At 59.9% G+C, this 19,644-nt stretch carries 19 protein-coding genes; 10 read left to right on the forward strand and 9 right to left on the reverse strand.

Annotated elements, in window-relative coordinates; genetic code table 11:
- Positions 1–41: 41 nt before the first annotated feature.
- Positions 42–2,381 carry a methyl-accepting chemotaxis protein gene (locus ACR9ZQ_RS23780; RefSeq protein WP_310379212.1) on the forward strand — a complete coding sequence of 780 codons (2,340 nt, stop codon included), beginning with the start codon at positions 42–44 and terminating at the stop codon, positions 2,379–2,381.
- A gap of 76 nt (positions 2,382–2,457) precedes the next feature.
- Here the strand turns inward: ACR9ZQ_RS23780 and ptsN are convergent, their stop codons facing one another.
- From ptsN to lptC, 6 genes are all read right to left on the reverse strand, one after another.
- On the reverse strand, positions 2,458–2,922 hold the full coding sequence (gene ptsN / locus ACR9ZQ_RS23785; RefSeq protein ID WP_481428907.1) for a PTS IIA-like nitrogen regulatory protein PtsN: 465 nt from the start codon (positions 2,920–2,922) through the stop codon (positions 2,458–2,460).
- 72 nt (positions 2,923–2,994) lie between these two features.
- On the reverse strand, positions 2,995–3,576 hold the full coding sequence (gene hpf, locus ACR9ZQ_RS23790) for a ribosome hibernation-promoting factor, HPF/YfiA family (protein ID WP_007814977.1): 582 nt from the start codon (positions 3,574–3,576) through the stop codon (positions 2,995–2,997).
- Between the two features lie 323 nt (positions 3,577–3,899).
- On the reverse strand, positions 3,900–5,450 hold the full coding sequence (rpoN, locus tag ACR9ZQ_RS23795; protein WP_481428908.1) for an RNA polymerase factor sigma-54: 1,551 nt from the start codon (positions 5,448–5,450) through the stop codon (positions 3,900–3,902).
- A gap of 156 nt (positions 5,451–5,606) precedes the next feature.
- Positions 5,607–6,407 carry an LPS export ABC transporter ATP-binding protein gene (gene lptB / locus ACR9ZQ_RS23800; RefSeq protein WP_037100928.1) on the reverse strand — a complete coding sequence of 267 codons (801 nt, stop codon included), beginning with the start codon at positions 6,405–6,407 and terminating at the stop codon, positions 5,607–5,609.
- Between the two features lie 16 nt (positions 6,408–6,423).
- Complete coding sequence (locus ACR9ZQ_RS23805) at positions 6,424–7,074, reverse strand: LptA/OstA family protein (RefSeq protein WP_113325067.1); 651 nt, start codon at positions 7,072–7,074, stop codon at positions 6,424–6,426.
- Between the two features lie 13 nt (positions 7,075–7,087).
- Positions 7,088–7,753 carry an LPS export ABC transporter periplasmic protein LptC gene (gene lptC / locus ACR9ZQ_RS23810; RefSeq protein WP_113325066.1) on the reverse strand — a complete coding sequence of 222 codons (666 nt, stop codon included), beginning with the start codon at positions 7,751–7,753 and terminating at the stop codon, positions 7,088–7,090.
- 223 nt (positions 7,754–7,976) lie between these two features.
- Here lptC and sppA point away from each other — a divergent pair, with 223 nt between their 5' ends.
- From sppA to ACR9ZQ_RS23825, 3 genes are all read left to right on the forward strand, one after another.
- Positions 7,977–8,927, forward strand: coding sequence for a signal peptide peptidase SppA (gene sppA / locus ACR9ZQ_RS23815; protein WP_113325065.1), 951 nt, complete (start codon positions 7,977–7,979; stop codon positions 8,925–8,927).
- A gap of 30 nt (positions 8,928–8,957) precedes the next feature.
- Entirely contained in the window at positions 8,958–9,257 is a 300-nt protein-coding gene (locus tag ACR9ZQ_RS23820) for an integration host factor subunit beta (protein WP_003544934.1), read from the forward strand.
- A gap of 99 nt (positions 9,258–9,356) precedes the next feature.
- On the forward strand, positions 9,357–9,689 hold the full coding sequence (locus ACR9ZQ_RS23825) for a LapA family protein (protein ID WP_037100920.1): 333 nt from the start codon (positions 9,357–9,359) through the stop codon (positions 9,687–9,689).
- 6 nt (positions 9,690–9,695) lie between these two features.
- Here ACR9ZQ_RS23825 and ACR9ZQ_RS23830 read toward each other — a convergent pair whose 3' ends face one another.
- Both ACR9ZQ_RS23830 and ACR9ZQ_RS23835 read right to left on the reverse strand, forming a co-directional pair.
- A complete protein-coding gene (locus ACR9ZQ_RS23830; RefSeq protein WP_310379414.1) occupies positions 9,696–10,139 on the reverse strand; it encodes a GNAT family N-acetyltransferase in 444 nt (147 codons plus the stop codon).
- A 45-nt stretch (positions 10,140–10,184) separates the two neighbouring features.
- A complete protein-coding gene (locus ACR9ZQ_RS23835; protein WP_310379416.1) occupies positions 10,185–10,637 on the reverse strand; it encodes an SRPBCC family protein in 453 nt (150 codons plus the stop codon).
- A 115-nt stretch (positions 10,638–10,752) separates the two neighbouring features.
- Here ACR9ZQ_RS23835 and ACR9ZQ_RS23840 point away from each other — a divergent pair, with 115 nt between their 5' ends.
- The 6 genes from ACR9ZQ_RS23840 to ACR9ZQ_RS23865 all read left to right on the forward strand — a co-directional run bounded on the left by ACR9ZQ_RS23840 (position 10,753) and on the right by ACR9ZQ_RS23865 (position 17,226).
- Positions 10,753–11,844 carry a class I SAM-dependent methyltransferase gene (locus ACR9ZQ_RS23840; RefSeq protein WP_481428909.1) on the forward strand — a complete coding sequence of 364 codons (1,092 nt, stop codon included), beginning with the start codon at positions 10,753–10,755 and terminating at the stop codon, positions 11,842–11,844.
- Positions 11,841–12,698, forward strand: a complete 858-nt coding sequence (locus ACR9ZQ_RS23845) for a TrmH family RNA methyltransferase (protein ID WP_481428910.1) — start codon at positions 11,841–11,843, stop codon at positions 12,696–12,698. The genes ACR9ZQ_RS23840 and ACR9ZQ_RS23845 overlap by 4 nt, the downstream gene beginning before the upstream one ends.
- Positions 12,695–13,201 carry a signal peptidase II gene (lspA, locus tag ACR9ZQ_RS23850; protein WP_113325060.1) on the forward strand — a complete coding sequence of 169 codons (507 nt, stop codon included), beginning with the start codon at positions 12,695–12,697 and terminating at the stop codon, positions 13,199–13,201. Before ACR9ZQ_RS23845 ends, lspA begins: the two co-directional genes overlap by 4 nt.
- 55 nt (positions 13,202–13,256) lie before the next feature.
- Positions 13,257–15,491 (forward strand): hybrid sensor histidine kinase/response regulator, encoded by a 2,235-nt coding sequence (locus ACR9ZQ_RS23855; RefSeq protein ID WP_481428911.1) that lies wholly within the window; start codon positions 13,257–13,259, stop codon positions 15,489–15,491.
- A gap of 108 nt (positions 15,492–15,599) precedes the next feature.
- Entirely contained in the window at positions 15,600–16,472 is an 873-nt protein-coding gene (olsB, locus tag ACR9ZQ_RS23860; RefSeq protein ID WP_481428912.1) for a l-ornithine N(alpha)-acyltransferase, read from the forward strand.
- Between the two features lie 118 nt (positions 16,473–16,590).
- A complete protein-coding gene (locus ACR9ZQ_RS23865; RefSeq protein WP_310379427.1) occupies positions 16,591–17,226 on the forward strand; it encodes a bleomycin resistance protein in 636 nt (211 codons plus the stop codon).
- A gap of 45 nt (positions 17,227–17,271) precedes the next feature.
- On the opposite strand, the gene ACR9ZQ_RS23870 is transcribed toward ACR9ZQ_RS23865, so the two are convergent.
- A complete protein-coding gene (locus ACR9ZQ_RS23870; protein ID WP_310379429.1) occupies positions 17,272–19,557 on the reverse strand; it encodes an NADP-dependent malic enzyme in 2,286 nt (761 codons plus the stop codon).
- Between the last annotated feature and the right edge of the window lie 87 nt (positions 19,558–19,644).

Consider the following 19,644-nt stretch of genomic DNA (forward strand, 5'->3'; position numbering starts at 1 on the left):
CGGAGAATGGCCCTTCGGTGCGTCCTTGCCCCAAGGAATCTATGTTCATTTTCAGAATGAAATCGCTTGCGGCGAAGCTCATCGTCATTACCGGTGCCGCCATTGCACTGGTGCTTGTCGTTTCGAACCTCTTCCTCATCGACCAGACCCGTAACCGCGTCCAGACCCTGACGCTGGATCAGGCCAACTCGGAAGCCAAGTCGATCGCCAACGAGATTGCAGCCAATGTCGGCGAGCTTGCGAGCGCTGCTCGCACCATGTCGGGCGTCGTCGGACGCGGACATGAAGGCAAGATCCTCGATCGCAAGGGTATCATCAGCATTCTGAAGGCCAATCTCGAACAGAACGCTTTCGCCTTCGGCAGCTGGTTCTGCGAGCAGCTTGGCGCCTTCGACGGCAAGACCACGGAAATCGCCAACAACAATGACGAAGGCACCAACAAGGTCGGCGCCTTTACGCCTTACTGGTCGAAGAACAGGACTGGCGACATCCAGTTCTCGACCTTCGACAACGATTACACCGCCGAATGGTGGAAGCTTGCTGCCGACAGCGGCAAGGGCGCGATCACGGCGCCCTACCTCGCAGAAGGCACCGACGTCCCGACGCTGCTGACTTCGATTGCCTATCCGGTCATGTCCGGTGGCAAGATGATCGGTGTGGAAGGCGTCGATATTTCGCTGAAATCGCTTACCGACAAGGTGCAGGCGCTGCGCCCCTTCGGCTCCGGCCGTGTGACGCTGATCGCCCAGAACGGCAACTGGATCGTCGCTCCGACCCCCGACCTGATGTCGAAGCCCTATGGCGACAATCCTGGCTCGGCTGACGTAAAGGCTGCGCTTTCGTCCATGAAGGTCAGCCTCGTCAAGAACCTCAGCTTCGACGGCCTCGATCCCTTCGACCGCGTCGTCTATCCCTTCGCAGTTCCCGGTCTGAACGCCAACTGGGTTGTGCTGGTTGACGTCCCGCACACGGCGATGAATGCTCCGGTCCAGGACCAGACCTTCATGATGGTCATCAATGGCATCATCGTGCTCGGCGCCGTGCTGCTTGCCCTCTACTTCGCCGTCCGCTCGCTTGTTCAGCGTCCGCTCGCTGGCCTCGTTTCCAGCGTCAAGGCACTGAGCGACGGAAAATATGACGAAACGGTCGCCGGTCAGAACCGCGCCGACGAAATCGGCTCTGTCGCCAAGGCTCTCGAAGGCTTCCGCTTCGCGCTTGCCGATACGCGGCGTCTCGAAACCGAGGCTGACAACCAGCGCCTTGCCGCCGAAACCGAACGCGGTCGCTCGGAATTGGAACGCCAACAATCGGTCAATCTGCAGCGTCACATCGTTTCGATCGTCGGTGCAGGCCTTTCCGAACTGTCGCAGGGCAATCTCGGCCACCGCATTACAGAGGAATTCCCCGGCGAATACGGCAAGCTGAAGCAGGACTTCAATGCTGCTCTCGCAAGCCTCGAGGAAACCATCAACACGATGAGCCTCAGTGTCGTCAATATCGGCTCCGGTACGGGCGAGATCAGTAACAGCGCCTCCGACCTTGCCAAACGCACCGAGCAGCAGGCGGCAAGTCTGGAAGAGACGGCAGCGGCGCTCAACGAGCTGACCGCCCAGGTCAATTCCAGCGCCGAGAACGCCCGCACCGCAGCTGACAACGTCAATCTCGCCTGCGAAGACGCCGAGAAATCAGGAGAAGTGGTGCAGAAGGCGATTGCCTCCATGCACGGTATCGAACAGTCCTCGACGGAAGTTTCGCGCATCATCGGTGTTATCGACGAGATCGCCTTCCAGACGAATCTTCTGGCTCTGAACGCCGGTGTCGAAGCGGCCCGCGCCGGTGAAGCAGGCAAGGGCTTTGCAGTCGTCGCACAGGAAGTCCGGGAGCTCGCTCAGCGTTCGGCGAATGCCGCCAAGGAGATCAAGACACTCATCAACACCTCGGCCGCCCAAGTCAAGGAAGGCGTCGATCTCGTCGGCCGCGCCGGCGACACGCTGCACAAGATTGCCGAGCAGGTGATGGGCATCAACGGCCTTATCCGTCAGATCTCGGCCTCGGCCAGCGAACAGGCCATCGGCCTGAAGGAGATCAACCAGGCCGTGAACCAGATGGACCAGGTCACGCAGCAGAACGCCGCGATGGTGGAAGAAACCACTGCTGCCAGCGTGACGCTGAACGACGAGGCCCAGACGTTGAAGAGGTTGGTCACCCGCTTCCGCGTCTCCGGGCAGGGAAATGCCGCGGCAACACTGCGCTCCACCGCACAGCAGATGCGCGCACCGGCTGCGCCGGCACCACGCGCGGCCGCTCCGGCACCGCGCCGAGCCGTTGCCCAGTCTCGCGGCTCAGCGGCTGTTGCCCAGGATAATTGGGAAGAGTTCTGATCGCTGATCGCATGACAAGAAAAAGGCGCCTGAGCGATCAGGCGCCTTTCTTGCATTCCGGGTAGATCGTCGACCGTCAGGCAGCGTTCGACGTCTGCTCTTCATTGAGGAAGGCATAAATCGCCGAAGCGGAATCGGTCGCGCGCAGCTTGGCGACCAGATCATGGTCGCGCAGGACACGGGCGATGCGCGAAAGCGCCTTGAGGTGATCAGCACCGGCGCCTTCCGGCGCCAGAAGCAGAAACACCAGATCGACTGGCTGGTCGTCCAGCGCTTCGAAATCGACGGGCTGTTCCAGCCGGGCGAAGATACCGACGATGGAGTGGATATTGACGAGCTTGCCGTGGGGGATGGCGATGCCGTTGCCGACACCGGTCGAGCCCAAGCGTTCGCGCTGCAGGATCACATCGAAGATTTCCCGTTCGGAAAGCCCCGTAGTCCTGGAGGCTTTTGCTGCCAATTCCTGAAGCAACTGTTTCTTGGAATTTACCCTGAGGGCGGCAATGATCGCATCCTGGTGCAGCAAATCTGCCAATGCCATTTCTTTTTCCTTCTGTCGCCGAGAGCACGGGTCCGGGGGAGCGGCGCCCTGCGCCGCTCCCCCGCCCTGATCTCAGCCTTTGATATTGGCCGAATCGATCCAGCCAATATTTCCGTCGTGACGACGGTAAACGATGTTGAGCTGTTCCTTGCCGGGGCTGCGGAACAGGAGAAGCGGCTCGTCGGTCATGTCGAGCGCCATGACGGCGGTTGCAACAGACATCGTCTTGAGCTGCTTGGTGCTTTCGGCGACGATGGCCGGAGCGAAATCGTCCGGAACCTCGTCTTCATGATCGGGAACCGCATCCATGACGGTGTAGGCGACTTCTGCAAAGCCGTTACCGTTCAGATGATTTCCGGCGTGGTGATCCTTGAGCTTCCGCTTGTAGCGGCGCAGCCGCTTCTCGATACGCTCGGATGCCGCATCAAAGGCAATCTGCGGATCCATGGCCTCGCCTGCCGCATGCAGCACGACGCCGCTATCGAGATGAAGCTTGCAATCGGCGGAAAAACGAGAGTTCGACTTTTCCACGATCACCTGACCGGAATATCCCCCGTCGAAGTATTTCGTGACGGCCAAACCAATTTGGTCCTCGATCTTTTGACGGAAGGAGTCACCAATTTCCATATGTTTACCGGATACACGCACACTCATGGAGTTTCCCTTCTTATGGTAGTTTGCGAGTATCAGTTTACGCCAAGCCTTAACCTCATCCAAGCACTTCGCGCAATCTCAAGCAAGATGAGCTCAAGTCTGCGTGTCCCTGGTGCCTTGAGGATGATGGGGATAATGCCCGGATGCCCTTCGCTGCTCCGATTGCGGCGGGCTTCTAGCGACAGCCTCCCGGAAAGTCAATAGCCCGGCACAGCGAGGTCTAGCATACGCGGAAAACGTGCATTGAAAATCCCATGAAATTGGGATGTCTCCGCCATCAACGGTTCCAGGCGGCGATCATTGGCTCGCCCCAACGTTGCAAGTCAGAAACCGGCGACCTTGGCCAGTGCGCGCTTTTCCCTGCGGCGCTGGACGGAAGAGGCGATGTTCATCGCCTCGCGGTATTTGGCGACCGTACGACGAGCGAGATCGATGCCGCCCTTTTTGAGCATATCGACGATATCATCATCGGAGAGTACCGCATCCGGGCTTTCCTGCAGGATCAGCGTGCGGATCTTGTGGCGAACTGCTTCAGCCGAATGACTGTCACCGCCCTCGACGGCGCTAATCGAAACCGTGAAAAAGTATTTCAGTTCGAAGAGGCCGCGCGGCGTCAGCATGTATTTATTCGACGTGACACGGCTGACCGTCGATTCATGCATCTTGATCGCCTCGGCCACCGTCTTCAGGTTCAGCGGCCGCAGATGATCGACGCCGTGCAAGAGGAAGGCATCCTGCTGGCGCACGATCTCGCTTGCGACCTTCATGATGGTCTTGGCGCGCTGATCCAGGCTGCGCGTCAGCCAGTTGGCGGTCTGCAGACATTCGGAGAGGAAGGCGTGATCCTCGCCGTTCTTCGCGACGCGCGAAAAATAGGACTGATTGACGAGGACCCGCGGCAGCGTATCCGGGTTGAGCTCGACCAGCCAGGCGCCATCCGAGGAGGGGCGGACCACGACGTCAGGCATGATCGCCTCTGAAACGCCAGCCTCGAAACCGCTGCCGGGCTTCGGATTGAGTTGGCGGATTTCGGCGAGCATGTCGAGCAGGTCTTCCTCATCGACGCCGCAGAGGCGTTTCAGGGTGACGAAGTCGCGGCGCGCCAGCAATTCGAGATTTTCGACCAGCGCCTGCATGGCGGGATCGAAACGATCCTTCTGGCGAAGCTGGATCGCCAGGCATTCGGCAAGGCTACGGGCGAACACGCCGGGCGGATCGAGCGTCTGCAGCGCTGAGAGCACGCGCTCGATGTCGTCTGCATCGGTACCGAGACGCTCGCCGGCTTCCGCGACATCGGCCTGCAGATAGCCGGCATCGTCGAGCTGATCGACCAGATTCTGGGCAATCAGGCGATCGGCCATATCGGGCAATATGAAGGGTATCTGCTGGGCAAGGTGGTCGCGCAAAGAGACCTGACCGGCGACGAACTCATCGAGATCGTAATTGCTGTCAGCACCTTCGGCGCTGCCCGGCATGGATTTCCACTGGCTGATGAGTTCGGGGGCGTCGAGGCGCTGCGGTGCGCCGTCATCGGGGAAGACATTGGTGTAATTGGCATCCAGCTCGTCACTCAGCCGGCTTGAGCTCCCATTATCGTACCAGTCGCCGGACAGCGTTTCGCCGCGATCCTCATATTCGCCGTCCCCCGCATCATCCGTTTGCTGCGGGTATGGTTCGTCCGCAGCCTCGCCGCGTTCCCCGGCCTCGCCCTCGTCCGACGGAAGTTCCAGAAGTGGGTTCTTCTCCACTTCCTGGGCGATGAACTGAGTGAGTTCGACATGCGTCATCTGCAGCAACTGGATGGATTGCATCAGTTGCGGTGTCATCACCAGGGACTGGTTCTGTCGCAGAAAAAGATTGGCAGACAGGGCCATGGCGGACGCGAAACTCCCTCGACTCCTCCAGGAAACCGCGTCTGATGAAGATTTCAGGCCACGGAATTCCGAGTTGGCCCAAAAATTGCTTTTTTATCCTACTTGGTCAAGCGGAACCTATGCCGCAGCCGCAATTTTCTGTCGTGCAGGACCGGTTCAGAGACTGAAATTGTCGCCCAAGTAAAGCCGGCGCACTTCCGGATTGTTGACGATGTCGTTCGCGCGTCCGTGGGTCAGCACTTCGCCAGCATGGATAATATAAGCCCGGTCGATCAGCCCCAACGTCTCACGCACATTGTGGTCGGTGATGAGAACGCCGATGCCGCGTGCCGTCAAATGATGCACGAGGTTCTGAATATCGGCAACCGAGATCGGATCGACACCTGCAAAGGGCTCGTCGAGCAGCATGAAGGTCGGGTCGGTCGCAAGTGCGCGGGCAATTTCTAGGCGTCGGCGTTCACCGCCCGAGAGAGCCACGGCGGCACTCTTGCGGAGCTTCGCGATGTGAAACTCCTCAAGCAGTTCGTCGAGCTTGTGCTCACGCGCCGCCTTGTCCTTTTCATGGACCTCGAGAACGGCGCGGATATTCTCCTCCACCGTCAGGCCGCGAAAGATCGAGGCTTCCTGCGGGAGGTAGCCGACGCCGAGGCGCGAGCGACGATACATAGGCATCGTCGTCACGTCGTTGCCGTCGATTTCGATCGTTCCCTCATCAACAGGCACGAGGCCGGTGATCATGTAGAAACAGGTCGTCTTACCGGCACCGTTAGGCCCCAGCAGACCCACAGCCTCACCACGCCGCACGACTAGCGAGACGCCATTGACGACACGCCGCGTCGCATAGGTCTTGGTCAGACCGCGTGCGATCAGCGTTCCCTGATAACGAGCCTTGTCGACAGGAGCCGCGGCTTCCGTCGCGGCTCTGCCGGACTTGGTGGATAAGGAGAATAGCTTCACGTGAAAGGTCGACTTCTCAGTTCTGCTTTGGCTGCTGACTCGGCTGCGATTTTGGATCGAGCTGAATCTGGACACGACCACCGCAGCTTTCAAGCTCCGCCTGACCGGTCGCCATGTGAACCGTGAGCTGGCAGCCGGTAAACACGTTCGGGCCATCGGTCAGCACGACCTTCTTGCCCGTGAGGATAAAGACCTGCGAGGTCATATCGAAATTGCCATCATCGGCGGTCGCCGTCTGCGTGCCCGACGTCAGGTAAACCTTGTCGGTCACCAGGATCTTATCGATATCGGCACTACCCGAGGCAAGCGAGCTCGACTGTTCTGCAGCGACCGGAGCCGTCTCGGCAGCAGGTGCCGGCTTGGTGGCAGCATCGCCCGCTGCCGGCTGCTTCGCCTTGTCCTTGTAATAGACCGTCATCTTGCCGGCCTGCAACGTCGTCGTGCCCTGAACAACCTTGACGTCGCCAGTGAAGAGCGCCGTGTGTTCCTGGTCATGGATTTCCAGCTTGTTGCTTTCAATCTGGATCGGCTGATCGCTGGAAAGCTTCATGCCAGGCATCGTCGTCGACTGGGCGGCCGCGCCCGCGACCGACAGGACGAAGGCAAGCGCGCCTGTGATAAAAGCTACGCCCGTCTTGCGAGTTGAAATGCGACAATCTTTTGTCATGTGACCCGGCTCTTTAGGTGCCCTGTTTATGGATGGTGGATGAATCAACATTCATGCGAACGTTCCCCTCGAATGTGATCACGCGCCCCTTATCGGTTATATTCATCGACCGCGCAACAATCGAAGCATTGTCCTTGGTAATTCTGACGGGATCATCCGTCGTCATGTTTCCACCCTTGATATCAAGGTGTGCAGACTGAAAATTCGCAACGAGACCGCTGCTCAGAACAAGCGTGAACGGCGCCGTCATATGCAGATTGTCTGTGGCGCGATTGAAATCTGCCGTCGCCGCGGTCACGCGGGCCATCAGGCCGTCATTCATCGGCACGGCGGCCTTGATCGTCTCCAGCGTGATGAGATCTGGATTGCGAATATCCTGCAGTGCGCGTTCGGCGAGCATCGAATAGTTGATGCCGTCGGAGTTGCGGCCGGCGATTGCCGGCTTTTCCATCACGACCTTGCCGTTCTCGATTTTGGCGCCCTCGATCTTAATGGTTTCCGGCAGGTAAGTGCGGATCACCGAGACGGCGATGAAGATGAGGGAAATGATGAGGGCTGCGCCCGGCAGCAAGAACTTCAGGCGGCGGACACGCGCGGAATGGAACCGGGCAAGGCCATAGGCACTGTCCTTTGGCCCCGCGTATGCGGGCTTCCCGTTGTTCCTGAGGGTATCGAGCATATGCCTGGTCCGTGTGTGATGATCGTGCCGCTTATATAGCAATGCCGGGCGCCAATCACAGTTCGTTTCGCATTATTACATTGGCTTGCCAATATGGATTTTTTTCTGCAACAAGCAACTAAACCGAAAATAGCAGGTTCCCGAGGCATTTTCTCGCGGCAGCGTGCGCCTTATCTCCCCAGCGGCGGAGTACCGCCGTTGGGTTTCGTCTCTGGAGGTTGGAATGGACAGCTCGATCATCGCAGACCGCCGGCTGCTGCGCCGCAGGCTTGGCTTCTGGCGCCTTGCCGCGGTCGTGCTGCTCGTCGCGCTCGGCTTTGCGCTTTATAATTTTGCCTTCAGCGAAGGCAGCACCGCGCGGCCCCATATCGCCCATGTGACGATCTCCGGCCTGATCACCGATGATGACGAGTTGCTCGAGCGACTGGAAAAGATCAAGGACAATGATCAGGTCAAGGCAGTCGTGATCTCGATCTCCTCGCCGGGCGGCACGACCTATGGCGGCGAAAAGATCTTCAAGGCGATCCGGGCGATTGCGGAAAAGAAGCCCGTCGTCTCCGACGTCAGGACGCTTGCAGCCTCCGCAGGCTATATGATTGCGACGGCCGGCGATACGATCATCGCGGGCGAAAGCTCGATCACCGGCTCGATCGGCGTCATCTTCCAGTACCCGCAGATCCAGCCACTGCTCGACAAGCTCGGCGTCTCGCTGCAGGAGATCAAATCCTCTCCGCTCAAGGCCGAGCCCTCGCCGTTCCACGACACCAGTGAAGAAGCCAAGGCCATGATCCGCAACATGGTTCTCGACAGTTACGACTGGTTCGTCAACCTCGTTGCCGACCGGCGCAAATTGCCGCATGACGAAGTGCTGAAGCTTGCCGACGGAACGATCTACACGGGCCGGCAAGCGCTGAAGGTGAAACTCATCGATGCGGTCGGTGGACAGCCGGAAATTCGCGCCTATCTGACCTCCCGAAACGTCAGCGACAAACTGCCGGTCGTCGACTGGGACAAGAAGAGCAATACGCCCTTCTTACTCGCTGGAGCTGTTTCCCGGTTGATTACGATCCTTGGTTATGGTGATCTTGTCAAAAGTCAGGATCTCAACGGCATCCTGCCCCCAAAGTTGCTTCTTGACGGGCTGCTTTCAGTTTGGCAGGTTGGCCAGGATTGAACAAGAAATCAATAATTTAAGGGGGCGACCGTGATCAAGTCCGAATTGGTGCAGATTGTTGCGGCACGCAATCCGCATCTCTACCACCGCGATGTTGAAAATATCGTCAATGCGGTCCTCGACGAGATCACTGATGCGCTTGCCGCCGGCAACCGCGTCGAACTGCGCGGCTTCGGTGCATTTTCCGTAAAGAACCGCCCTTCCCGTTCCGGCCGCAACCCGCGCACCGGCGATACGGTCTTCGTCGAGGAGAAGTGGGTCCCTTTCTTCAAGACCGGCAAGGAACTGCGCGAGCGCCTGAACCCCGGACAAGCCGACGAAGAGGATTGATCCTCGGCATCAGGCATCAAACCGCACTTGAACTTCTCTGCCGCACTTCTATTCTGGCGTCAACGAAGCTTGCCTTCGCTAACAGGTGCGGAGACCGACATGACCAAGAAGATCATCAATCTTTTGATTTTGCTGCCGCTTGGCGTCATCCTGATCATCTTCTGCGTCGCTAACCGGCAGAGTGTAACGCTTGCCTTCAATCCGTTCCGGCCGGAGGATCAGGTTCTTTCCCTGGCCGCGCCTTTCTTCGTTTTCCTGCTGATCGCTTTCATCATCGGCATGCTGGTGGGCTCTGCTGCGACCTGGTTCAACCAGGGCAAGCACCGCAAGCGCGCACGCGTCGAAGCCAAGGAGGCTATCCGCTGGCAGGGCGAAGCAGATCGTCACAAGACGCGCGCAGAAGAGATCGTCGGGCAATTGCCCTCGCGATGACTGCCGCTATTCCACTGGCGCCGGAGTGAAACTCAGCTCTTCATAATCGCCTTCGGGTGAGGCACCTCTGCCGGTGACCTGAAAGCCATGTGCCAGATAGAAGGCCTTGGCGTCGCGGTTGTTGACGAGGCATTTCAGCCGATAGTTATGCTCTGGCCAGCCCGGGAGCGATTGCAGCAGGGCGGTTCCCGCGCCTTTGCCCTGGAATTCAGGCAGGATATAGAGCATGTGGATGAAATCATCCGCCGCCCAGATCGAGATAAAACCGGCGATCTTCCCGTCGAGTCCCTCGCAGACGGAAACGACCTCGCCGTTGGTATGAGCGGCAAAATCCTCCCGATGAAACTTGCCGGGATCAACCCAGGTGAAGGTCTGGCGCCGGACAGACAGGTAGATGTCGGCAAGCTGCGTCACGTCTTCGGCGCAATTGGGTCGGATTTTCCAGGTCATCGGTCTTGCGTAAAAGGGATTAAGGAGGATGCCAAGCCCATGTGCCTAGCCTGCGGCCTTTTCGATGACGGCCGCATTGAAGCTCCCCCAGAAGCGTCGCGCGAGCTTTTCCAGCGTGGTGCGGATCAGCCGGCCGCCGAGCTCGGCAATCCGGCCACCCGTATCGCCGTCCGCACTATAACGCAGCAGGGTGTGCAGCCCCTCATCCACCAAGGTGACATCGGCTTCGCCCCTTGCAAAGCCAGCAATGCCGCCCCGCCCTTCCGCGGCGATGGTGTAACTGCGCGGCGCATCGACATTCGAAAGCTTGATCTCGCCGTGGAACGTCACAGAAAACAGGCCGAAGCCGACTTTGACGGTTGCGAGGAATTGCGTGGGCGACAGCTTTTCCACGCTCTGGCAGCCGGGAATGCATTGCCTGATGATATTCGGATCGTTTATGGCCGCCCATACAACATCCCGCCGCGCGGCGATGCGTTCCTCCCCGATCAGATCCATCAGCAATTCCCCATTTCCATGGTCTGACCATATCATAACGGGAAAGCGCTTTGCCAAGGTCGGACGGGATGCTATTTGCACTGGCTCAATTGAATTTAAGACGCGGAAGACCACGTTGAAACAAAGAGAACGCCGGCCTGGCGCGAGGGTAGCGACAGGCCCTTCGGGCGGACGCCGCTCCGATGCGCGGCCTGCAAAGCCGGAGAAGACGAAGGCGGCACCAGCGCGCGAACAGCGCCCGCCGGCAGCCGTTCCAGCGGTAATAGAACGCCCGCTGACGGCGCGCCACGGCGAGCTGCCTGCAGAGCGCGTGCCTGTCATCCTGGAATCGACGGGTGCCGGCGATTTCCATCTGATCGACAGCGGCAACGGTCAGAAGCTTGAACAATACGGCCCCTATCGGGTCGTGCGGCCGGAGGGACAGGCACTTTGGCAGCCGTCGCTGCCCGCCCATGTCTGGGAGAAGGTCGATGCTGCCTTCACCGGCGATACGGATGAAGAAGGCACCGGCCGCTGGCGTTTTCCGAAGGAAGCGCTTGGCGAAACCTGGCCGCTCAACCTGCTCGGCGTCGATTTCTTCGGCCGCTTCACCTCTTTCCGGCATGTCGGGGTCTTTCCAGAGCAGATCGTTCACTGGAGCTGGATGAAACAACAGGTGGAAAGCGCCGGACGGCCGCTGAAGGTGCTGAACCTTTTCGGTTATACGGGCGTTGCCTCGCTGGTCGCCGCGGCTGCCGGTGCGGAAGTCACCCATGTCGATGCCTCGAAGAAGGCGATCGGCTGGGCGCGTGAAAACCAGGCGTTGGGACGCATGGAAAAGCTGCCGATCCGCTGGATCTGCGAGGATGCGATGAAATTCATCCTGCGTGAGGAACGGCGCGGCAGTCAGTACGACATTATCCTCACCGACCCACCGAAATTCGGCCGCGGTCCGAATGGCGAGGTCTGGCACCTTTTCGAGCACCTGCCGTTGATGCTGGATATCTGCCGCGAGATCCTGTCACCGAAGGCCGTTGGCCTCGTGCTGACGGCTTATTCGATCCGCGCGAGCTTCTATTCCATTCACGAGTTGATGCGCGAGACGATGCGCGGGGCCGGCGGCGTGGTCGAATCCGGCGAACTCGTCATCCGCGAGGCCGGTCTCGACGGCAAGACGCCGGGCCGCGCACTCTCTACCTCTCTCTTTTCCCGCTGGGTGCCAAAATGAACGAATTCCACGATCGCGGCCCCCGCAAGGTCGGACAGGTGAAGGAAGTCACCTCGCTTGCCAATCCGATCATCAAAGACATCAAGGCGCTGACCAACAAGAAGTCGCGCGAAGAGAGCGGCACCTTCATGGCTGAAGGGCTGAAGCTCGTCATCGATGCAATTGAGCTCGGCTGGACGATCCGCACGCTTGTCTACGCCAAAGCTGCCAAGGGCAAACCGCTCGTCGAGCAGATGGCAGCAAAGACCGTAGCCTCCGGCGGGCTCGTGCTTGAAGTTAACGAGAAGGTGATCTCCTCGATCACCCGGCGCGACAATCCGCAGATGGTGGTCGGCATTTTCGAAACACGCTGGACGAAGCTGAGGGATGTCAAGCCGAAGGATGGCGAAACCTGGGTAGCGCTCGACCGCGTGCGCGATCCCGGCAATCTCGGAACAATCATCCGCACGGCCGATGCGGCCGGCGCTTCCGGCGTCATCCTTGTCGGCGAGACGACCGATCCCTTCTCGCTGGAAACAGTGCGGGCCACCATGGGCTCGGTCTTTGCCGTTCCGGTTGCCCATGCGACGGCAGAGGAATTCACCGCCTGGAAGAAGCATGCTGGTGTTTCCGTCGTTGCGACCCACCTTGCCGGCTCGGTCGATTACCGCACGATCGATTACAAGAAAAAACCGGTCGTGCTGTTGATGGGCAACGAGCAATCCGGCCTGCCGGACCAGCTTGCCAACGAAGCCGATGCGCTTGCCCGCATTCCGCAGCAGGGCCGCGCCGATTCCCTCAATCTCGCCGTTGCCACCGCCGTCATGCTTTTCGAGGCACGCCGCCATCTCCTCTCACTGTCCGAGGGCAAATGACCGATCTTGCGACCGCACGCCCGGCGCTCTTTTCGCGACCGCTGCCGATCCTGATCTTCATCGTGATCGCCGTCATCCTCGACCAGATCGTCAAGATCGCCGTCGATCATTACCTGCCGCTGCAGGAAGCCATTCCCGTCATTCCGATGCTGGCGCTCTACCGCACCTACAATCTCGGCGTCGCCTTCTCGATGCTGTCGGGCATGGACGGCTGGTTCATCGTGGGGATGCGTCTGATCATCGTCGCCTTCGTGCTTTATCTCTGGCATCGCACCGCGAAGGACCGCTGGCTGGCGCATCTTGGTTATGCGCTCATCATTGCGGGGGCGATCGGCAATCTCATCGACCGTTTCGCCTATGGCCACGTGATCGACTACATCCTCTTCCACACAGAAACCTGGTCTTTCGCCGTATTCAATCTCGCTGACAGTTTCATCACTGTCGGCGCCGGCTGCGTCATTCTCGATGAGATGCTGCAGAAGCCGAAAAAGGCGGATCACTAAATTTTTAGCGGATTCCTGAAAACATTCGGAACGGGCAATATGTTAGCTGAACTGCATGCAGAGTATGGCGCAGCTACAGGAACGATTGTCCGCCGCATTCGGCGGAGCCGCCGTTAGGGCCTATCGAGGCCGGACGGCGGGTGAATTGACGTCGCCGGCTACCCTTCGCTCCGTGCATCCATTGCTCTTTCATTGGCTCGGCGGAGCAGGTCTCATTTCGGCGATCCTGCTGCTATTGCTTTCTCATTGGGGCGGTCCGCTCATGGCAGTCCTCGGCCTCATCCTGATCGCCGCGATTGCAGGCTATCTTGCCCTTCTTTTCAGGAACGGAAACCGGCCCGGCGGCCGTAGCCCGGAGACGACGGAACGCGTCGATGCAACCGGCCTGCTCGGCACGGTCCATGACGTGCTCGGCGATATCGTCGTCACCCGCATGATGGACCGGCGCATCATCAGCACCAACGAGACGTTCCGCAGCCTCACCGGGCGCGCCAAACCCGAAGGCCAGACCTGTGAGGAGATCGGCCTTGCCTTCCGTCCTGGCCCGCAGCCGCATCGATACGATGTGGAGATTTCGACACCGGCAGGACAGCGCATCTTTCTCTGGCACGATGTCGTGACCCGTGATCCGGCAAACGGACGCCTGCTTCTGCAGAGCATCGCGCGCGACGTGACCGAAGAGCGGCTTGCCGCCGAAAGCCGCGAGGAGGCACGGCAGAAGGCAGAATATAACAGCGCCGCCAAATCGCGGCTGCTCGCCACGGTTAGCCACGAAATCCGCACGCCTCTGTCAGGCATTCTCGGCATGGCGCATCTGATTTCTGAAACGAAGCTGACGCAGGAACAGCAGAACTATCTGACCAGCATCCGCCAGTCCGGCCACGCGCTGACGCAGCTGGTCGAGGATCTGCTCGACTTCTCCACTATCGAGGTCGGCCGTTTCGAACTCCGCCCGAGATCGGAATCGCTGCGCAAGCTGGTCGAAAGCGTCGTGGAAATGCTGGCGCACCGCGCCCATGAAAAGGGTATCGAGATCGGCGCTACGGTCTCTGCCGATGTGCCGGAGCTGATGAGCTTCGATCCGGCGCGGCTGCGGCAGGTGCTTTTCAATGTCATCGGCAATGCGGTGAAATTCACGCAGACCGGCGGCGTCTTCATCCGTGTCTCCAGGGCGGCTGGCGAGCTGTCGATTACCGTCAACGATACCGGGCCTGGCATGACGGCGGAGGAACAGGCGCGCATATTCGGGGAATTCGAACAGGGCGGCTCGCTTGCCCAGAAGAGCAACGGCACAGGCCTCGGCCTTGCAATCTCCGCCCGCATCATGCGTGAATTCGACGGTTCGCTGACAGTTGCAAGCGAGAGGGGCAAGGGCAGCCAGTTCACCATTCGCTTCCCCGTCGAACTTTCGGAAGAGGATAAAGCCACCAGGAATGCACTGCTGGCGGGAAACAGCATCGTGCTGCTTGCCCCGGCGGGTGCAGCGCGCACGGCGATTGCCGAGACGATCACGACGCTCGGCGGGCGCTGCCACCTCGTCGCTGGCGGCGAGGCGGCGCGCGAGAGCCTGCTGGCCCTCGCCCGCAGCGGCGACCGGCCGACCGATATCATCGTCGATCACCGCATGTCCGAGGAATTCTCGCTGCATATCGCCGATCGCACGGAGATCGCGGCACTCGGCCTGCGCAAGGTGCTGCTCGTCAATCCGGAAGAGCGTAACTCCTATTCGCTCGACCTCTTCGATGCGTGGCTGATCCGGCCGCTGCGCGAGCAGTCGCTGATCGACGTGCTGCGCGGACGCATGCGTGGCATGGAGAAGCGCGATGTTCTGAACGACAACCAGCCCGGCCTCGGCCCGTCCATTGCAGAACGGACGGCGGTGGGCAACGGCCTTTCCGTCCTCCTGGGCGAGGACGATCCGATCAACGCCATGCTGGTACGCGTCATGCTGGAAAAAGGCGGCCACTCCGTCAGGCATGTGGATGATTTCGAAACTCTGCTCGATTGTGCGCTTGGTGACGACAGGCCCGATATTATCATCAGCGATCTCTCCATGCCCGGCGGCAACGGTATCGACATGCTCGGACGCCTGCGCGGGCACGAACGAAGGCTCGATCTTCAGCCGGTTCCGGTCATCGTTTTGACTGCGGACAAGAGCGACGAATCGCGGCGACAGGTCTTGCTCAACGGCGCCAATCGCGTCATGGTGAAACCGGTGGATCCGGTCAGGCTGCTCACCGAAGTACAGGCGGTTGTTGCTCTTTCAGCCCGCCGGGCTGAGGCGCGCTAAAGCTGGGGAAAACGGCACGTTTCTTGCGTGCACAAATTCGGTATGTCACTTTCCTGTCGTACATAAGTGTTTTATGGCGTGTGATAGGCCGGAGACGGGAGAATCGCCATGTCTGTTGACATCCTTAATTGTGACGCCACTGCCGAGGCCGCTCGGCCATCGACGGCCGCACCGAAGGAAGGCGATATTCTCGGCCGCATCGGCAATTTAGAGACCCGCCTTGCCCGCAGCGCGCGTGAGATCGGTGCCTCGCAGGCCGTGCGCTACCGCGTTTTCGTCGAGGAAATGAAGGCTCAGCTGCCAGCGGACGCCATGCGCCGCGAGCGGGACTTCGATGCCTATGACGCCTTCTGCGACCATCTCCTCGTTCTCGACCGCTCGATCGAGGGCGATGCCGAAGACCAGATCGTCGGTACCTACCGCCTGCTCAGACAGGACGTCGCCATGGCCAATGGCGGTTTTTACTCGGCTTCGGAATTTGCGATCAACGAGCTCATTGCCCGCCACCCCGACAAGCGCTTCATGGAGCTCGGTCGCTCCTGCGTTTTGCCGGAATACCGCACCAAGCGCATCGTCGAACTGCTCTGGCAGGGCAATTGGGCTTACGCGCTGAAGCACGGCATGAGCGCCATGTTCGGCTGCGCTTCCTTCCCGGGTGTTCAACCGGAGAGTCATGCGCTGGCTCTCTCCTTCCTCTATCACAACGTACTCGCCAAGGATGAATGGGCCGTCGGCGCGCTGCCGCATCTGGCGCGCGACATGGATCTGATGCCGGCTGAAGGTGTCAACCCGAAAAGGGCGCTGATGGCGCTGCCTCCGCTCATCAAGGGTTACCTGCGCCTCGGCGCAATGGTCGGCTCCCACGCTGTCGTCGATCAGGCGTTCAACACGACCGACGTGCTGATCGTGCTGCCGATATCAAGCATTTCCGACCGGTATCTCAATTATTACGGTGCGGATGCAGGCCGTTTTGCAAGCTGATGGCTGCCGCTTGACGGCGGTGCCTCGCCAATTCATTCTCTTTCGGCGTTTTCAGTAGGGCGCATCGGCAATGGTGCCGGCTGGGCTATGCCCGCCTACAACATCAAAACCTTGCGCCATGCCGAATTTCGAAAATCTCAGGAAGAAAGCTAAGCGGTTCAAACGGTGGCATCAGGATCGTTATTATCCTGTTGCAGCGGAAATCCGCTATTGGCTTGCCCGCTACCGCCATCTCAGTGACCGGCAAATCCTCGAGCTTGAGTTCAAGCTTGCGGATGCGCAGGAACTGGTGGCGGCGCAGCAGGGATTCGAAAGCTGGGCGGCGCTGAAAAAGGGTCTCGCCGACATGAGTGCAACAGCCGAACAAAAATCCACATCCCAACCGACGCTGCTCGATGCCCAGCCGCAGCTTTTCGTGAGCGATATCCAGGCCGCCTGCGATTTCTACACACAGAAGCTCGGCTTCGCCCTCGCCTTCATTTATGGCGAACCGCCCTTTTATGCGCAGGTCGTTCGCGGTGCGGCGAGGCTCAATCTCCGGCACGTTGACATGCCGGCCTTCCATCCGGAGCTTCGCCAGCGCGAGAGGGATATCCTCTCGGCGACGATTACGCTTGATGACGTGAAGGCGCTTTTTCTCGAATACACCGCAAACGGCGTTCCGTTTCATCAGCCGCTGAGGCTGGAACCCTGGGGCGCGCGAACATTCATCGTATGCGATCCGGATGGAAATCTGATCGCTTTTGCAGGCTAAGCTCGTCTGAGGCGGACCACACTAGCGGTCCGCCTCTATTACTTATCAGGAACCGGCAGCATAGGCCGCAATCGCAGCCATGTTGACGATATCGCTGTCCTTGGCGCCCATCGAGGTGATCTGCACCGCCTTGTCGAGGCCGACGAGGATGGGTCCGATGACCGTCGAGCCGCCGAGTTCCTGCAGCATCTTCGTCGAGATCGATGCCGAGTGGAATGCCGGCATGACGAGGACGTTGGCCGGACCGGAGAGGCGGCAGAAAGGATATTGTTCCATCACCTTACGGTTCAGGGCAACGTCGGCGGCCATTTCGCCATCATACTCGAAATCGACGCGACGCTTGTCGAGGATCTTCACAGCTTCGCGGACGCGCTCGGAACGCTCCCCCGAGGGATGGCCGAAGGTGGAATAGGCGAGCAACGCGACGCGCGGCTGGTAGCCCATGCGACGCGCGAGACCTGCGGCCTCCTCGGCAATATCGGCAAGCTCCTCGGCCGTCGGCATATCGTGAACCGCAGTGTCGGCAACGAAGACCGTGCGGCCGCGGCAAAGCGCGATCGACACGCCGATCACTCGATGGCCCGGCTTATGGTCGATGCAGCGGCGCACATCTTCGAGTGCCGTCGAATAGTTGCGGGTGATGCCCGTCACCATGCCATCGGCATCGCCAAGCGCCACCATGGTGGCAGCAAAATGGTTGCGGTCATTATGGATCAGGCGCTGCGCGTCGCGGTGCAAATAGCCCTTCCGCTGCAGGCGGGCATAGAGATAATCGATATAGGCCTCGACGCGGGTCGAGATACGGGCGTTGACGATCTCGAGGCCTGGACGATTGAGGTCGATGCCTGCGCGTTCGGCCGTTGCACGGATCAGATCCTCGCGGCCGAGCAGGATCGCGGTGCCAAGCTGCTGATTGGCGTAAGACATGGCGGCGCGCATCACCTGCTCTTCTTCGGCCTCGGCAAAGACCACGCGCTTCGGATGGCGGCGCACGCGCTCATAGAGGCTGGCAAGCGTGGAGGCGATCGGGTCGCGGCGGGCCGACAGTTCTCGCTTGTAGCCGGCCATGTCGGTGATGATCTTGCGGGCGACGCCGCTTTCGATCGCCGCTTCGGCAACGGCGGCCGGAATGGCGGATATCAGGCGCGGATCGAAGGGAACCGGGATGATGTATTGCGCACCAAAACGCGGACGATTGCCCTGATAGGCAGCCGCAACATCATCGGGCACGTCTTCACGGGCAAGGCTGGCGAGTGCCTTCACAGCGGCAATCTTCATCGCATCATTGATGGTCGAGGCGCGGACATCGAGGGCGCCGCGGAAGATATAGGGAAAGCCCAGCACGTTGTTGACCTGGTTCGGATAGTCCGAACGGCCGGTCGCCATAATGGCGTCATCACGAACACGAGCAACTTCCTCGGGCGTAATTTCCGGGTCGGGGTTGGCCATGGCGAAGATGACTGGCCGGTCGGCCATGGAGCGGATCATCTCCTCGGAGAAGGCGCCCTTCTGCGACAGGCCGAAAACGACGTCTGCGCCCTTCATGGCTTCTTCGAGCGTGCGGGTATCGGTCTTTGCCGCATGCGCCGATTTCCACTGGTTCATGCCTTCGGTACGACCCTGATAGATGACGCCCTTGGTATCGCAGAGGATGATGTTCTCAGGCGCAAAGCCCATCGACTTGATGAGCTCTACGCAGGCGATGGCGGCGGCGCCCGCGCCGTTGCAGACGAGCTTGGTGGTCTTGAGATCGCGGCCGGTCAGTTCCAGCGCGTTGATAAGGCCGGCGGCGGCAATGATCGCGGTGCCGTGCTGATCGTCATGGAAAACAGGAATATCCATCAGTTCGCGCAGTCGGCTTTCGATGACGAAACAGTCCGGCGCCTTGATGTCTTCCAGATTGATGCCACCGAAGGACGGCCCGAGGAAACGCACGCAGTTGATGAATTCGTCGACATTTTCCGTATCGACTTCAAGGTCGATGGAATCGACATCGGCGAAACGCTTGAAGAGTACGGACTTGCCTTCCATGACCGGCTTGGAGGCAAGCGCGCCGAGATTGCCGAGACCGAGAATGGCCGTGCCATTGGAAATGACGGCAACCATATTGCCGCGGGTCGTATAATCATAGGCCGTGGCCGGATCGGTGGCGATGGCTTTGACCGGCACCGCGACACCGGGAGAATAGGCCAGCGAGAGGTCGCGCTGCGTCGCCATCGGCTTGGTCGGGTTGATCTCCAGCTTGCCGGGCCGACCCATCGCGTGAAATTCGAGCGCTTCCTGATCGGTAACAGAGGTCACCGGCCGTTCTTTCTTCTCCATCTGGGACATGCCTCCTCCAAACGTCTGTGGGTGACGTTTTCCTCTTCCCCAATTGCTGTTGTCATCTATAGCGGCGCGCGGATAGGGTTGGCACCT

This window comes from Rhizobium sp. KNZ14-9A (genome assembly GCF_056755015.1).